Below are 17,780 nucleotides of genomic sequence, written 5' to 3' on the forward strand. Positions count from 1 at the left end.
GGAAGTTATATGAATTATCGCATCGACTTAGCTGTTCTTTCTGAACAAAAAAATAACTGCCGATTCGGCCTTACGGTACATAACTTAAGTGACCTTGATGTAACAGATTGGTCACTGCATTTTGCGTTTGATCGATTCATCCTTCAGGAGAGTTTATCGCAGGGCGAACTGACTCAAGTTGGCAGTTTTTGTTCGTTCAAACCAAGTTCGTCAGTGTTAAAAGCGAACAACCATTACTACCTTGAATTCAGCATTCAAAGCGCCCCATTCCGTTTTTATTCTGACGGTCTAAACGATGCCTTTATCCAAACGCATCATCAAGGCGAAACCTCAGTACTGCCAGTTGCGATATCACCCATTGTTCTGGCGTCACCATACCGTGAACGCAATCAGGTACCTGAAGTGAATGCAGCTGAGATTGCATTGATTCCTCAGCCAAACCAGATCGAACTTAAGCAAGATAGCTTCACCCTAAACAGCGAATGTAAGATTGAGGTTCAATCTCACCTTGCAGATAAAGCCGTCACTTGGCTGAAACAAGAATTACTTTCTACCTTTGAACTGTCGATTTCGAATCAACTTCCAACGGGAGAAGGCGATGACCTTCTATTTCGCAGTAATCCGACTTTAGATGAAGCCGAATACAAACTCCGCATTACTGAACAACAGATAATTGTTGAATCAGGCAGCCAATCTGGTTTCACACACGCCGTGGCAAGTCTGATTCAATTGGTTCAACAACAGGATGCCGAAAGCTTCTCTGTGCCATGTTGCAAAATCGCCGACCAACCACGCTTCAAATACCGTGGCATGATGCTGGACTGCGCTCGTCACTTCCATTCAGTGGAACAAGTGAAGCGCTTAATCAACCAATTAGCGCACTACAAGTTCAACGTTTTTCATTGGCATCTAACTGATGATGAAGGTTGGAGAATCGAGATAAAAAGCCTACCTCAACTTACTGAAATCGGTGCTTGGCGTGGTCCTGATCATGCATTGGAACCACAATATACCCATATTGCTGAAAACTACGGCGGCTTCTACACACAGCAACAGATTCGTGAAGTCATTGAATACGCAGAACAGCGCAGCATCACGGTTATCCCTGAAATCGATATCCCGGGACACTGCCGTGCAGCTATCAAATCACTGCCTGATATGTTGGTAGAGCAAGCGGACACCACTCAATACAAGAGCATTCAGCACTACAACGACAACGTGCTAAACCCAGGCTTGCCGGGTACTTACCAGTTCCTAGATGCGGTTATTGAAGAAGTTGCAGAGCTATTCCCTAGCGAATTGATTCACATGGGCGCAGACGAAGTACCACCGGGCGTGTGGACTAACAGCCCTGCCGCTCAAGCACTGATGAAAGAGCACCAGTACCAAGATAGCAAAGACTTGCAAGGTCACCTATTCCGCTATGCCGAGAACAAACTTAAGCAACTTGGCAAACGCATGGTCGGCTGGGAAGAAGCTCAGCACGGCGACAAGGTGAGCAAAGAGACCATCATCTACTCGTGGCTCAGCGAAGAAGCAGCTGTGAACTGTGCTCGCCAAGGCTTTGATGTGGTTCTGCAACCTGCACAATTTACCTATCTCGACATGACCCAAGATTATGCACCGGAAGAGCCGGGCGTAGATTGGGCTGCCGTTATCCCATTAGAACAAGCTTATACCTACGAAGCGCTTGCTGAGATATCCGACACCGACCCAATTCGTAAGCGGATCCGCGGAATTCAGTGTGCTCTATGGTGTGAGATCGTCACCAATCAAAAGCGTATGGATTACATGGTATTCCCAAGAATTAGCGCTTTAGCTGAAGGATGTTGGACACATAAAAACAACCGAAACTGGCTAGATTACCTATCTCGCCTAAAGGGTCACTTGCCACTACTCGACAGGCTCAATGTCGATTATCGCAACCCTTGGAAAGCTGAATAAAACAAAACCACAGCACACTCACATCGAGTGATTGCTGACTCAAATTAAGGTGCTCAGTCTAATAAAACTCAGCATCACTATTTAAAAATTAGCTGCATAGATGCAGTTTGTTAAAAAGGAAATGACAATGAAATACGGCTATTTCGATAACGACAATCGCGAATACGTCATCACTCGCCCTGATGTACCGGCACCTTGGACCAACTACCTAGGTACTGAAAAGTTTTGTACCGTGATTTCGCACAATGCGGGCGGTTACTCGTTCTACAATTCTCCGGAATACAACCGTGTTACTAAATTCCGTCCAAACGGCACCTTTGACCGTCCAGGACACTATGTTTACCTGCGTGATGATGAGACGGGTGATTACTGGTCTATCTCTTGGCAGCCAGTGGCAAAGAGCCTAGATGAAGCGAATTACGAAGTCCGTCACGGCCTGTCATACTCAAAGTTCAAATGTGAGTACAGCGGTATTACCGCGACCAAAACGCTATTCGTACCTAAAGGCGAAGATGCAGAAGTTTGGGACGTTGTCCTAAAGAACAACACGGATAAGCCTCGTACTATCAGCACATTCTCATTTGTTGAGTTCTCGTTCAGCCACATCCAATCGGACAACCAGAACCACCAGATGTCTTTGTACTCTGCAGGCACGTCTTACCAAGAAGGTGTGTTGGAATACGACCTGTACTACAACACTAACGACTTTGAAGGCTTCTACTACCTAGCGTCAACCTTCTCACCAGATAGCTACGACGGCCAACGTGACAACTTCCTTGGCATGTACCGTGACGAAGCTAACCCAATAGCAGTTGAAAACGGTAAATGTTCTAACAGCGCTCAAACCTGTTACAACCACTGTGGTTCTCTGCACAAGCAATTTATCATTCAACCGGGTGAAGAAGTTCGCTTTGCCTATGTACTAGGTATCGGCAAAGGCAATGGTGAACGCCTACGCGAAAAATACCAAGACACAGCAAACGTAGATGCGGCTTTCCAAGGTATCAAAGATCACTGGGATGAGCGTTGCAACAAGTTCCAAGTCAAGTCTCCAAACGAAGGCTTAGACACCATGATCAACACGTGGACACTATACCAAGCAGAAACTTGTGTGGTGTGGTCGCGCTTTGCATCATTCATTGAAGTTGGCGGCCGTACTGGTCTTGGTTACCGTGATACTGCGCAAGATGCGATCTCAGTACCTCATGCCAACCCACAAATGACTAAGAAACGTATTATCGACCTGCTTCGTGGCCAAGTGAAAGCGGGTTACGGTCTACACCTATTCGATCCAGACTGGTTTGATCCAGAGAAAGCAGACGTTGAGCCATCGAAATCACCTACGGTTGTTCCGACTCCTTCAGACGACGACAAGATCCACGGCATTGAAGACACTTGTTCAGATGATCACTTGTGGATAGTCCCAACCATCATCAAATACGTGATGGAAACCGGTGAGCACGACTTCTTTGATGAAGTAATTCCATACGCAGACGGCGGTGAAGCGACCGTCTACGAACACATGAAAGCAGCACTGAACTTCTCAGCAGAATACGTAGGTCAAACCGGCATCTGTAAAGGTCTACGTGCTGACTGGAATGACTGTTTGAACTTAGGTGGCGGTGAATCTTCAATGGTTTCATTCCTACACTTCTGGGCTCTACAAGAATTCTTAGACTTAGCTAAGTTCCGCAATAACGACGCTGACGTTGCGAAATACACTGAAATGGCTGCGAATGTTCGCGAAGCGTGTGAAACACACCTTTGGGATGATGAAGGCGGTTGGTACATCCGTGGTCTAACCAAAAATGGCGACAAGATCGGTACTGCTCAACAAACTGAAGGTCGTGTGCACCTTGAGTCAAACACACTAGCGGTTCTGTCTGGTGCGGTTTCTCAAGAGCGCGGCGAGAAAGCGATGGACGCTGTGGATGAGAACCTATTCTCTGAATACGGCCTACATCTAAATTCTCCATCATTCGCAACACCAAACGATGACATCGGCTTTGTGACTCGCGTTTACCAAGGAGTAAAAGAGAATGGCGCTATCTTCTCTCACCCGAACCCATGGGCTTGGGTAGCAGAAGCGAAACTTGGTCGTGGAGACCGTGCGATGAAATTCTACGACGCACTCAACCCATACAACCAAAACGACATGATTGAAACACGTTACGCAGAACCATACTCGTACGTGCAGTTCATCATGGGTAAAGATCACCAAGACCACGGCCGTGCAAACCACCCTTGGTTAACCGGTACTTCTGGTTGGGCTTACTTTGCGGTAACCAACTTCATTCTTGGTGTTCGTACAGGTTTCGAAGGCTTAACTGTCGATCCTTGTATCCCTACGGATTGGCCAGAGTTCGAGGTCACTCGTCAATGGCGCGGTGCAACTTACAACATCACGGTGCAAAACCCGAATGCAGTAAGCAAAGGCGTTGCTTCTATCACTATCAACGGTGAGTCAGTTGAAGGTGCAATTCCAGTACAAGCAGAAGGCAGCGTGAACGATGTTGTCGTTGTTCTAGGCTAGTCACTCAATTTAACGAACAGCTCTTGTCTCAAGTCTTTACAGGCTTGAGACAATGAGACTAAAAGGAATTTCTAATGATTAAATTTGGTACAGGTGGCTGGCGCGCTTTCATTGGTGAAGAGTTCACCAGAGAAAACGTTCGCCTTGTGGCGCAAGCGCTCGCAAACATCATCAACAACGAAAATGCAGCCAAGAACGGATTTGTGATCGGCTATGACCGTCGCTTCCTTTCCGATAAAGCCGCATGTTGGTTTGCTGAAGTATTGGCAGCAAACAACATCAAAGTGAGCTTCATCGATAAGTTCGTTCCAACTCCTATCGTAATGTTCCAAGCGAAAGAGATGGGCTGCACCTACTCGGCATGTATCACCGCTTCTCACAACCCAGCAGACTACAACGGCATTAAGATCTTTATTGAAGGTGGCCGTGATGCTGATGAGATCATCACCGAGAAGATCGAACAGCAAATCGCAACCCTAACCAACGAAGATGTTATTCGTGTCGATTTCGAGCAAGCGTTGAATGACAAAGAGATCGAAATCATCAACCCGATGAACGCCTTTGTTGATTCCATAATTAATGCCATCGATATTGAATCGATTAAGAAAGCGAATCTACGCGTACTGATCGACCCAATGTTTGGTGTGGCGAAAAACGCTCTGCAAACGGTTCTTATCAATGGTCGTTGTGATGTCGACGTAATCAACGATGGCAAGAACCCAGACTTCGGTGGCCTAATGCCTTCTCCAAGCGCAGCAACACTGTATCGCTTGAAGCACTTAGTTGCAGCAGAAGGTTATGACATTGGTATTGGTACCGATGGCGATGCAGACCGTTTGGGTATCATCGATGAGAAAGGTCACTTCATTCACCCTAACGAAGTGCTGCTACTGCTTTACTACTACTTGTTGGAATACAAGGGCTGGAAAGGTTCTGTAGTCCGTAACATCGCAACTACTCATCTACTCGATAAAGTTGCGGCCGATCATGGTGAAAAGAGCTTTGAGGTTCCAGTAGGCTTTAAGCATATCAGCTCGCAAATGGAAGCTGATGACTCTCTGATTGGTGGTGAAAGCTCAGGTGGTTTAACCATTCGTGGTCACATCAAGGGTAAGGATGGCGTCTTCGCGTCAAGCCTACTGGTTGAAATGATCAGTGTAACAGGTAAGAAATTGTCTGAGCTGCTTGATGAGATCTACTCTAAGTACGGCTACGCCTATACGGCAGAGGGAGATTGTAAATTCAAGCCTTCGGAGAAAGAAGCACTCTACACTAAGATCTACGTAGAGAAGCAACTGCCTGAATTTGAATATGAAATTGAAAAAGTCAGCTATGAAGATGGTGCTAAGGTGTACTTCAAGAATGGCGGCTGGGTGATTGCTCGTTTCTCAGGAACAGAGCCGTTACTACGAATCTTCGCAGAAATGGAAGACCAAGACACTGCAGAACGTGTTCTTCAAAAAGTGAAAGACTTCCTCTCTCTATAGGCTTATAGAGTGCAGCAGTTTTAAATGGGACTTAACAAATTACTGCCTTGTTAAAGCCTATAGATGAAGAACTCTTGCCCAGTACTTTGATTAAAGTGCTGGGCTTTTTTATGGCTAACTTCTATTGCTTGGCAGAGTAGGATTTAGTGAGTCTACTGAGTTAGAACGCCAGCACGCCTTTGGTATCTACTTTCACGGTTACTGGCATACCGACTTCAAGCGCTTCCGAAGAGGTTGCTAATAACTTCTGACCATTGGCTTCAATCACATAGCGACAGTGATCGCCCATGAATTGCTGTTCCAATACAGACAGATTGCTGTCGTCATCATGGCTTGCCACAATATGTTGAGGTCTTAACAACAACGCGCAATCCGTACCCACCTCAATCTCTGTTTGTGCTTTCGCTTCAATCAGGCCTAAGCTGGTTTCAAATTCGTTGTCTGAAATGCGTTGTGCATTCAAGTAGCTACCACCACCCAAGAAATCAGCCACAAACTTACTTGATGGATGGAAATACAACTCAGATGCCGAACCATATTGTTCAATCACACCGTGATTCATTACGGCCATTTTATCCGCAAAGGCAAACGCTTCTTCGCGACTGTGGGTCACAAAGATCGCCGTCACACCCTGCTTCTTAAAGATCTTACGGATCTGAGAGATCAACTCATGGCGCACTTGAGTATCAATGTTCGAGAAAGGTTCATCCAACAACAGTAGATCCGGCTTATAAGCCAAAGAGCGCGCAATCGCGACACGTTGTTGCTGACCACCAGACAATTGGTGAGGATAGCGATCGCCGTATTGATCAAGATGAACGAGCTCAAGCATCTCTTGAACCTTTGCTTTCTTGTCTTGCTCAGACATATCACGCAGGCCAAATGCCACGTTCTGATTTACCGTCAGGTGTGGGAACAGTGCGTAATCTTGGAAGATCATGCCGATGTTACGTTGCTCTGGCGGTAGCCAATTCTTACCATCATCAATAGTTTGGCAATTGAGGTTCATTACACCATGGCTAAGAGGCAATAACCCAGCAATAGCCTTTAACAAAGTCGTTTTACCGCAACCACTGGCACCAAGCAGACAGACGATCTCGCCATGTTCAACTTCAAGAGAAAGCGACTCAAGAACCGTTTGTGACTCATACTTACAAGTCAGATCTTTAATGGATAATGCACAGCTCATTAGTTTTTTTGCTCCAAAGAACGGTTAACGATGATCAACGGGATGAGGCCTACCAGTACAAGTAACACGGCAGGCATCGCAGCCAGCTCTAGATGCTCATCTGAGGCGTAGTTATAAACATAGGTTGCTAGGGTTTCAAAGTTAAATGGACGCAGCAATAGAGCCGCATTTAACTCTTTCATCGACTCGATAAACACCAGTAATCCAGCAATCAAGGCACCGCGTTTAATCAGAGGTAAATGCACTCGACGCAGCATCTGGTTGGTGTTGCACCCCATGGTCTTTGAAGCCATATCCAATGAAGGAGAAACTTTACTTAAACTACTTTCCACACTGCCAATAGCAACCGCAGAAAAGCGCACCACCATCGCAAAAATAAGCGCAAACATAGAGCCTGAGAAAATCAGCCCAGGACGTCCCCACTCCATCACTTTCGCAATATCGTTTACTAGGTGATCCATGAACAAAACAGGTACCATCACACCAATGGCTAATACCGTTCCTGGCACCGCATAGCCCATAGAAGATAGTCGCATAAAGGCAAGATTGTGCTTCGCAGGGCTGACGCGTTGGTTAAAGTTAACAATAAGCGCAATCGCCACACCAATTAGCGCTGCAAGTATCGAGACATTTAAACTGTTAAGTGCATACTCGCGGAACTCAGCCGTCCAGCTTTGTGCAAAATACTTGTAAGCGTAAATCAACAACTGGCCTAAAGGGAACACGAACGCCGCGCAGACCAAACCCCAACACCAAAACAGTGCTAACCACTTCTTCCAACCAACTAAGTTGTAACGGAAATCTTCTCGGCTACTGAATTGGTTTTGAAACAGCTTCTGCTTACGACGACTGTAACGTTCAGAGCTCAACAGCAGTATCACGATAATCAGCATAATGGCTGAGATCTTAGCGGCAGCGGTCAAGCTAGAGTAGCCAAGCCACGTGTCATACACCGCGGTCGTTAAGGTATTTACAGCAAAGTAACTCACCGTACCAAAATCACCGATGGTTTCCATTGCAACAAGCGATAAGCCAACCGCAATCGAAGGGCGAACTAAGGGTAAAGAGATGCGACGAAAGCTCTCCCAAGGCGAACACTTTAATAGACGAGCAGATTGCAGCAGCGAAACGTTCTGCTCCATAAATGCAGCGCGACACAGCAAGTAAACATAAGGGTACAGCACTAAAGAGAGGACGATAATAGCGCCGGTTAAGGTTCTTATGTCTGGGAACCAATACTCTCCAGGCCCCCATCCTGTGAGGTCACGAAGTAAGATTTGCACAGGGCCGGCAAAGTCAAACCAATCGGTAAAGATGTAACCCACGATATAACCCGGCATTGCGAGCGGTAGAACTAAAGCCCACTGCAGCACCTTTTCGCCAGGTACACGACACATCGCCATGATCCATGCCGAAGGAATACCAAATAGCAGCGATAAGAACATGGTTCCTAGCACTAAAACGACAGTGTTATAGGCATAAGTCGGCATCACCGTGGACATCAAATGAGAAAAAAGCTCATCTGTTTCACCCACAGCGGTCGTGAATATCGCTAAGATCGGAAAAACCAGTAGTGTAGCTATAAGCCCACTACTGGTGTTCCATAAATAATTCTTTTCTTTCATCGCCTAATTACAACGAGGCTTAATGGAATACAAATGCAGTTGCAAATACATCTCATGCCCTTTTAGTGGTGGGGGTTATTTATACCCATATACTGTAATGACTTCAAGGAGCTGTGCTAATAACTCTCAAGATCCATCAAGAGCTTTGTTTCAAAAAGTGACTTAACTAAAACAAAACAACCCCAAGCACCAAAAACGGTAACTTGAGGTTGTTTAATCTAATATTGGCCGAAGCCGATATTAGGAATTACAGGTCGAATTTAACTTCGTCTAGAAGTTTGATTGCAGCTTCGTGGTGATCTGCAATTTGGTCTAGAGAAATAGTATCTGCCTTGAATTCACCCCAAGAAGCTACTAGCTCAGAAGGTTTAACATCAGCTTTAACTGGGTATTCGTAGTTTACTTCTGCGTACATACCTTGTGCTGTATTACCAGATAGGAATTCCATTAGCTTAACTGCGTTCTCTTTGTTTGGAGAGAATTTAGCCATTGCCATACCAGAGATGTTTACGTGAGTACCTGTCGTCTCTTGGTTAGGGAAGTTGATGTAAACAGCGTCAGCCCAAGCTTTTTGCTCTTTATCGTTAACCATCTTACCTAGGTAGTAGCTGTTACCAAGAGAAACGTCACATAGACCTTCTTTGATAGCTTTAACTTGTGCACGGTCGTTACCTTGAGGCTTACGAGCTAGGTTAGCTTTTACGCCTTCTAGCCACTCTTTAGTTTCTGCTTCGCCTTTATGAGCAATCATAGAAGATACTAGAGAAACGTTGTATGGGTGCTTACCGCTACGAGTACAGATTTTGCCTTTGAATTCAGGCTTAGCTAGATCAGCGTAAGTGAAATCTTCACCTAGACGACCAACACGGTCACGTGAAGAGTAAACGCTACGAGTACGAGTTGTTAGAGCAAACCACTCGTTGTCCGTATCTTGGTACTGAGCTGGAATGTTCTTTTCTAGAACGTCGCTGTTTACCGCTTGAACCAAACCTTTTTCAGTTAGCTCAGATAGACGGCTGATATCAACAGTTAATACCACGTCTGCAGGGCTGTATTCGCCCTCTTGAGCTAGCTTCTCTGCTAAACCTTTCTTAGCAAACTTAACATTCACCTCGATACCCGTCTCTTTTGTGAACTCATCGAACATTGGCTCAACAAGGAAAGGTTGGCGGTAAGAGTATACGTTTACTTCTTCAGCAGCCATTGCTGCTGGTGCGATTGTGCTGCACGCAAGAGCTGAAAGAGTTAGCAGTTTTTTCATGATTCAATCCTTTTTTGCATAGAAATGATAATATTTATCAGTTGCATTATTATATGTATCATTAGATTAAACACAATGTTAAACATAAAAAAAACCTGCTCATCAGAGCAGGTTTCAAGTAGGTTAAGTGTAAATGTTTGTAAATTATTTTACCGACACAAATTCTGGGTAAGCGCCTACACCACAATCGTGCATGTCCATACCTTCCAGCTCTTCGTCTTCACTTACACGGATACCGATTGTCGCTTTAAGCACAGCCCATACCGCTAGGCTCGCACCAAATACCCAAGCAAAGATTACTGCAGCACCTAGTAGTTGAGCACCGAATGTTGCATCAGCGTTGCTTAGTGGCACAGCCATTAGACCGAAGAAACCACACACACCGTGTACTGAGATAGCACCTACTGGATCATCAATCTTAGCTTTGTCTAGAGCGATGATGCTGAATACCACCAATGCGCCAGATACCGAACCAATTGCTACTGCGAATAGAGGTGATGGTGATAGAGGGTCTGCAGTGATTGCTACTAGGCCAGCTAATGCGCCGTTAAGAATCATTGTTAGGTCTGCTTTACCCCAAGTTGTTTTACATACTAGTAGTGCTGCGATTGCACCCGCTGCTGCTGCTGCGTTAGTGTTAAGGAAGATTTGACCAACGGCTGTCGCGTTCTCGAAATCTGAAACCATTAGTTGAGAACCGCCGTTGAAACCGAACCAACCGAACCAAAGGATAAATGTACCTAATGTTGCAAGCGGCATGTTTGAACCAGGAATCGGGTAGATTTCACCGTTCTTACCGTATTTACCTTTACGAGCACCCAGTAGTAGAACACCTGCTAATGCAGCAGCTGCACCAGCCATGTGTACAATACCTGAACCAGCAAAGTCACTGAAACCTGCTTCTGATAGGAAACCACCGCCCCAAGTCCAGTAACCTTCAACAGGGTAAATGAACGCTGTTAGTACTACTGAGAAGATTAGGAATGACCAAAGCTTCATACGCTCAGCAACCGCACCAGATACCACAGACATTGCTGTTGCAACGAATACTACCTGGAAGAAGAAGTCTGACTCTAAAGAGTGGTCTGCACCTTCACCTTGAGTACCAATCAGAGTACCGAATGATGGCAACCAACCGCCTTCACCGTTATCTACATACATAATGTTGTAACCAACAACTAAGAAAGCAGTACAAGCAATCGCGTACAAGCAGATGTTCTTAGTTAAAATTTCTGTGGTGTTCTTTGAACGAACTAGGCCAGCTTCTAACATCGCGAAGCCTGCTGCCATCCACATTACTAACGCACCTGAAATGAGGAAGAAAAAAGTGTCTAGTGCGTAACGTAGTTCCGTTACTGTTGTTGTAAGTTCCATATTAAAGTCTCCAGTCCTTGTAATTCTTTAAAGTGCTTCAGCATCCATTTCACCAGTACGAATTCGTACGGCTTGGCTTAGGTCATACACAAAAATTTTGCCATCGCCGATTTTTCCGGTGTGTGCCGCTTGGCTAATCGCTTCAACAACTCGGTCAACATTTTCAGCTTGAGTAGCTATCTCTAGTTTTACCTTTGGTAGGAAATCTACTTGGTATTCCGCACCACGGTACAATTCAGTGTGTCCTTTCTGACGACCAAAGCCTTTCACTTCGGAGACCGTCATACCTTCAATACCCACATCAGAGAGTGCTTCACGTACATCATCTAATTTGAATGGCTTAACAATGGCATTTATTAGTTTCATATTCGTTCCTTAAATTCTTCACTTAATCCGTTAATTCTCTTATTACAATCCAAGTAGCGTGCCAAAAAGTTAAACCATTGATTTTAAAGAATATGATAATAATAAATCCGTAATAACAAAAAAGGCCGCACCAATATGGTGCGGCCTTTTCACTATCTTAATGCGTTGCACTATTGTTGCTCCAGTTTTGGGCAACAAGGTCTTCAAACCTAAAAATAGAAACAGAATATCGAGTTTAGAAAATCAAAGACTAGTAACCTAGAAACTCCATCCAGCGCTCAATCAACAACTCGAAGTCATCGATGCCACAGCTTGCTTGGCTCTCGCAGTTGTAAAAGTCGAACTCACTGCCCTCTTCCATCTCTTGCTCGTGGCCAAGTACGTTTTCTTGAATCGTCACTTCGTCTTCATTGATCGCTAAGCTGATCTCTTTACCAAGCAAGGTCACTTCATTGCTTAGATCCTGTCGAGATTGCTCAATAAGCGCCATTACATTTTCTAGTTTCTGCTTATCTTTACCGATCTCTTCTTGTAGCCAGCGGCCAACGATCTCGTGTCCCATACTGCACTTTACATAGTACTCACCCATTAAAGTGTTTCTTGTAAATTCAAATTCCATAAAGGCTCCGTGCACTAATGACAGATAGGGTTAAAAATGAGGCGAGAGTATATAGCGAAGTCATCAAGAGATCGAGTCGCTCGGCATCTAACATGCAGACATAAAAAAACGCCTTCTACGAATAGAAGGCGTTCAGCAAGTTACTCAATCAGTCAGCGATTATGCTGGCTCTTGGAAAATAACCGTGTCTGCTTTTTCCGTGTACTGACCCATTTTATGGAAGTTCAGGTAGCGGTATGTATCTGCAGCCGTTGCGTTAATCTTCTCTGCGTACTCAAGGTACTCTTCTTTCGTTGGGATACGACCAAGAATCGCACCAACCGCAGAAAGTTCAGCAGAAGCTAGGTAAACATTCGCACCAGTACCCAAACGGTTCGGGAAGTTACGAGTAGACGTAGACATTACTGTCGACTTATCTGCAACACGTGCTTGGTTACCCATACACAGTGAACAACCCGGAGTTTCGATACGAACCCCAGCACGGCCGAAGATGCCGTAGTAGCCTTCTTCTGTCAGCTGGTCTTTATCCATCTTAGTTGGCGGAGCAACCCATAGGCGAGTGTTTAGAGAACCATTGAACTCTTCAAGCATCTTACCTGCAGCACGGAAGTGACCGATGTTCGTCATACAAGAACCGATGAACACTTCTTGAATCTCAGTACCTTGAACGTCAGAAAGAAGACGAGCATCATCTGGATCGTTTGGCGCACATAGGATTGGTTGATCGATGTCAGCAAGATCGATCTCGATAACGTGAGCGTATTCAGCATCTGAATCAGCAGACAGTAACTCAGGGTTAGCTAGCCACTCTTCCATCGCAGTAATACGACGTTCAATAGTACGAACATCACCGTAACCTTCAGCGATCATCCACTTAAGCATCACGATGTTCGAGTTCAAGTACTCAGAGATAGACTCTTCAGACAGCTTAACCGTACAACCTGCAGCAGAACGCTCAGCAGATGCATCAGAAAGTTCGAATGCTTGTTCAACAGATAGGTGCTCAACACCTTCAATTTCTAGTACACGACCAGAGAATTCGTTGATCTTACCTGCTTTCTCTACGGTCAGTAGACCTTGCTTGATGCCGTATAGAGGAATTGCGTGTACTAGGTCACGTAGCGTGATACCTGGCTGCATTTCACCTTTAAAACGAACCAAGATAGATTCAGGCATATCAAGTGGCATAACACCCGTTGCCGCCGCGAATGCGACTAGGCCAGAACCCGCAGGGAACGAAATGCCTAATGGGAAACGAGTATGCGAGTCACCACCTGTACCAACAGTATCAGGAAGGAGCATACGATTTAGCCATGAGTGGATAACACCATCACCCGGACGCAGTGAAACACCCGCACGATTCATGATGAAATCAGGTAGCGTATGGTGCGTGTTAACATCAACAGGTTTCGGGTATGCCGACGTGTGGCAGAAAGACTGCATCACTAGATCCGCAGAGAAGCCAAGACACGCAAGGTCTTTAAGCTCATCACGCGTCATAGGACCTGTAGTATCTTGAGAACCTACGGTTGTCATCTTAGGCTCACAGTATTGACCAGCGCGAACGCCTTCAACACCACATGCTTTACCTACCATCTTCTGAGCAAGCGTGTAGCCTTTATCAGAAGCAGAAGGATCAATTGGTTTAGCAAACAAATCAGTTTCAGCTAGACCTAGAGAATCACGAGCACGACCAGTTAGACCACGACCAATGATCAGTGGAATACGACCACCAGCACGAACTTCATCTAGAAGAACTTTGCTGAGTTCGAAGTTTGAAATCACAGAACCGTTTTTGTGAACAACACCTTCGTACGGGTAGATATCAATGATATCGCCCATGTTCATGTCTTGTACGTTCAGTTCGATAGGTAGTGCGCCTGAATCTTCCATTGTGTTGTAGAAGATTGGAGCAATTTTACCACCTAAACAAACACCGCCAGTGCGTTTGTTTGGTACGAATGGGATATCTTCACCCATGAACCAAAGCACTGAGTTTGTCGCAGATTTACGTGAAGAACCTGTACCAACAACATCACCAACGTAAGCCAGTGGAATGCCATCTTTTTGTAGTTCTTCAATTTGAGTAATTGGACCAACGTTACCCTGGTCATCAGGAGTAATACCTTCACGTTCCATCTTCAGCATCGCTTTTGCGTGTACCGGGATATCAGGACGTGACCATGCATCTGGTGCTGGAGATAGGTCATCGGTGTTCGTTTCACCAGTGACTTTGAATACTTTTACTGTGATTTTTTCTGCTACTTTATCTTTCGCTGTAAACCATTCAGCATCAGCCCAAGATTGAAGTACTTGTTGTGCAGCAGCATTGCCAGCTTTCGCTTTCTCTTCTACGTCGTAGAATGCATCGAACATTAGGAGAGTGTGAGACAGTGCTTTAACAGCGATAGGAGCAAGCTCAGCATCATCAAGTAGAGATACTAGAGATTCGATGTTGTAACCACCTTGCATAGTACCAAGCAATTCAGCAGCTTTTGCTTTGCTTACTAGCGGAGATGATACTTCACCCTTTGTGATAGCCGTAAGGAAACCTGCTTTTACATAAGCAGCTTCATCTACACCCGGTGGAATGCGGTTTTCTAGTAGGTCAAGAATGATCTCTTCTTCACCTTGAGGTGGATTCTTCAGAAGTTCAACTAGGCCAGCAACCTGCTCAGCATCTAGTGGTTTTGGAACAACTCCCTCGGCAGCACGTTCTTCGACGTGTTTACGGTAGGCTTCAAGCACGACTTTTTTCCTCTCATTGCGGTTCACTTCTTACCTTCATAATTGTTAGTAAAATAAAGAAGCGAACATCCTTGGAAACTTGGCTCTCCATTGCCATTTTTGTCATTCAATTTGTATTGATGAGCGGCGTCATAGAGGCCAAACTGTGGGCGGTAGAATAGCAAATTTAACGTTAAATTAAAATCTTATCATTTTGACCAACATAGCAAGTTAAGACGAAAGTCCCACTATTTTTGCCTATTTACGCACTTAAATGACGACTCTGCGCATGATTATTTGTAAGAGGTTCCTACAATCAAGTAAACCGAGTCGAAGTTATCTTCCGTTCGTCCATAAGCTAATATGATTGGTCCAATTGGCGAATCCACCCCCGCGAACACAGACCCAGCTGTATACATTGGCGCTTCATCAAGCCTTAAATCATTGTTCGACCAGACACCACCATGTTCAATGGATGCGCCCACGTAGAACGGTGATTCGAAGAGACCAAAGTCATTTTCAAACCACTTATATCGATAGATCAGACTGGTGTACGCCAAGTTCTGACCAATTAAGCTATTTCTTGGTATACCGGATAGGTTAAGGAAACCACCTAGCTCTTTAGGGTCGATAGGGAAAACCGAGTTTTTACTCTCTACAATGCCGTAATCGACCTTTCCGACTAAAGTATGTCTTTCATAGCTTTGTGCAGCCATGAAATTCGCTGAAAACTCATAAACCGTATCACTCTCAGAGGTGAGTTCAGTGTCATTGATATTAGTGTCATTCTGAAAGTCGTCATGAGAAACCAGATATTCTAAGTCGACAAAATAACCTTCGGTAGGCAAGCTAAAGTTATCTAAAGTATCCAATCGATAACTGATGAAGCCGCCAATACGTTTGTACCCGCCATTACCAAGAGACGGCAGCGACGCCACTTCAACATCACCGTCTGTATAACGCGCACCGAATTTCAGCTCTTGCCACAAAGTGGGTTGATAGCCCAGTGCAATTTCACCGATGTATTCGCTGTATGTCATCGGGAAATAGTCTTGAGTTACATCCAGAGTAGGTTCTTCAATCTCATCAATGTCCACTGGCAAATTTCGGTTTTGCTTACTGTAGACAATCGAAGCTGAAGTAAATAACTTCTGACTAGAGAAGAAAGGCGAAAAGAGTTCCGCCTCAATTCGCTTGTCGGTACCCATCTCGATATTGGTTCTTAACTCCGCACCGTGCGAGTTAATATCGGTGAAGTTAGCCGAAAGACCGATCGAGTATTGGCTTGTGGTAGAGAAATCATCTTCAAGAAAGAATCGGAAGTTAAGGTAGTTAGGACCCCATGACTTCTCATCCACATCCACATGAAGTTGCTCTTCACCATCAACCGTATCAAATTCATAAGTCACGAGTTCAAATCTATCTAATGCATAAAGATCTTGTACTTTAGATTCGATTTCACTGGTTTTCAGAACCTCACCAGCATCGAGGTTTAAGCGGTTTTCAAGCAGCTTGTCTGAATAGTGGGTGTTGTTATTGATAACCACCTTGTCGATCACAGTTTTATCACCGTGCTTCAGCTGTCTACGAGCCTTCTGCTTGTCATCAATATAGTGTTGGTAGTCTGCATTCGAGAGTGACAACTTAGAAAGCTGCTCTGTGTACTGCCTAGTCGCTTCATACCCAGCATGATAAGCCGTCGGCATTTTATCGAACTCTGTGGTTTCCATTTCCCCAACATCAGGTTGGAGGAAGAAATCATGGTCCGTTAACGTCGCGGCTTGCTCTTGGGTACTGCGTTGAACCAAGTAATTAGAAAGTTGGTCTGCGGCAGCAAGAAAGTTAGTGAAGTCTTCTTTGCTTTTGTAGTTTGTACTGATATCAACAGCAATAACGATGTCTGCACCCATCGCTCGGGCAACATCCACTGGCATGTTATTGGTTACACCACCATCGACCAGCATTCGCCCATCGACTTCATAAGGTGGAAGCGCTCCGGGTACTGACATACTCGCCATCATGGCATCAACGAGGTGACCGTGGTCAATGACCACTTCTTCGAGTTCAATGATATCAGTAGCTACTGAACGGTATGGGATAGCAAGGTTGTCGAAAGAATCGAATGAAGATAGATTGCCGGTGGTCTCACGCAGGATACGCAACATATTCTGACCTTGAACCACACCTTTTCTCGCTTTGATTTCACCCCAGCCTAAACCGAGGTCGGTGTTCAATTGATAGCGATCTTCATACTCTTTGTCACGCACACGGCGATCACTACGGTTGACGCGGTCGCGATAACCACGATTCCAATCAACCGTGTAAATAAAACTTTCAATCTCGTCAGCGCTCATCCCTGTCGCATAAAGACCACCAACGTAGGCGCCCATACTAGTACCAGTGATGTAATCGACTGGGATCTGCATCTCTTCTAAGGCTTTAAGCACACCGATGTGGGCAGCACCTTTCGCTCCCCCACCAGCAAGAACGACAGCGACGGTTGGCCTTTTATGAGCTTGTGCAAGTTCAACGTGTTCTGATGAATCAACCTTCGCCGCAGTTGCTGCAAACAGTTGAAAACTGATCACTGTACCTACAACACCTAAGCTGCTCACTAACCAACGAGAAATCATTCTTTAAACTATCCTTGTCATT

General features: G+C 45.1%; 11 protein-coding genes. 3 read left to right on the plus strand and 8 right to left on the minus strand.

Annotated elements, in window-relative coordinates:
• The first annotated feature begins 9 nt into the window (after nt 1-9).
• From L0992_13130 to L0992_13140, 3 genes are all read left to right on the plus strand, one after another.
• Nucleotides 10-1,944, plus strand: a complete 1,935-nt coding sequence (locus tag L0992_13130) for a family 20 glycosylhydrolase (GenBank protein XGB66656.1) — start codon at nt 10-12, stop codon at nt 1,942-1,944.
• A 127-nt stretch (nt 1,945-2,071) separates the two neighbouring features.
• On the plus strand, nt 2,072-4,477 hold the full coding sequence (locus L0992_13135; protein ID XGB66657.1) for a N,N'-diacetylchitobiose phosphorylase: 2,406 nt from the start codon (nt 2,072-2,074) through the stop codon (nt 4,475-4,477).
• A 74-nt stretch (nt 4,478-4,551) separates the two neighbouring features.
• Entirely contained in the window at nt 4,552-5,964 is a 1,413-nt protein-coding gene (locus L0992_13140; protein ID XGB66658.1) for a phosphoglucomutase/phosphomannomutase family protein, read from the plus strand.
• A gap of 160 nt (nt 5,965-6,124) precedes the next feature.
• Here L0992_13140 and L0992_13145 read toward each other — a convergent pair whose 3' ends face one another.
• From L0992_13145 to L0992_13180, 8 genes are all read right to left on the minus strand, one after another.
• On the minus strand, nt 6,125-7,153 hold the full coding sequence (locus L0992_13145) for an ABC transporter ATP-binding protein (protein XGB66659.1): 1,029 nt from the start codon (nt 7,151-7,153) through the stop codon (nt 6,125-6,127).
• Nucleotides 7,153-8,778 (minus strand): iron ABC transporter permease, encoded by a 1,626-nt coding sequence (locus L0992_13150; protein XGB66660.1) that lies wholly within the window; start codon nt 8,776-8,778, stop codon nt 7,153-7,155. The genes L0992_13145 and L0992_13150 overlap by 1 nt, the downstream gene beginning before the upstream one ends.
• A gap of 247 nt (nt 8,779-9,025) precedes the next feature.
• A complete protein-coding gene (locus L0992_13155) occupies nt 9,026-10,039 on the minus strand; it encodes a Fe(3+) ABC transporter substrate-binding protein (GenBank protein XGB66661.1) in 1,014 nt (337 codons plus the stop codon).
• 144 nt (nt 10,040-10,183) lie between these two features.
• Nucleotides 10,184-11,413, minus strand: coding sequence for an ammonium transporter (locus tag L0992_13160; GenBank protein ID XGB66662.1), 1,230 nt, complete (start codon nt 11,411-11,413; stop codon nt 10,184-10,186).
• 27 nt (nt 11,414-11,440) lie between these two features.
• The gene (gene glnK / locus L0992_13165; GenBank protein XGB66663.1) at nt 11,441-11,779 is read right to left on the minus strand and encodes a P-II family nitrogen regulator; all 339 of its coding nucleotides are present in this window, start codon (nt 11,777-11,779) and stop codon (nt 11,441-11,443) included.
• Between the two features lie 250 nt (nt 11,780-12,029).
• Nucleotides 12,030-12,398: a YacL family protein gene (locus L0992_13170; GenBank protein ID XGB66664.1), complete on the minus strand. Its 369-nt coding sequence runs from the start codon at nt 12,396-12,398 to the stop codon at nt 12,030-12,032.
• Nucleotides 12,399-12,557: 159 nt separating this feature from the next.
• Complete coding sequence (gene acnB, locus L0992_13175; protein ID XGB66665.1) at nt 12,558-15,146, minus strand: bifunctional aconitate hydratase 2/2-methylisocitrate dehydratase; 2,589 nt, start codon at nt 15,144-15,146, stop codon at nt 12,558-12,560.
• A 272-nt stretch (nt 15,147-15,418) separates the two neighbouring features.
• The gene (locus tag L0992_13180) at nt 15,419-17,758 is read right to left on the minus strand and encodes a patatin-like phospholipase family protein (GenBank protein ID XGB66666.1); all 2,340 of its coding nucleotides are present in this window, start codon (nt 17,756-17,758) and stop codon (nt 15,419-15,421) included.
• Between the last annotated feature and the right edge of the window lie 22 nt (nt 17,759-17,780).

Source organism: Vibrio pomeroyi, assembly GCA_041879425.1.
Classification (GTDB): Bacteria; Pseudomonadota; Gammaproteobacteria; order Enterobacterales; family Vibrionaceae; genus Vibrio; species Vibrio pomeroyi_A.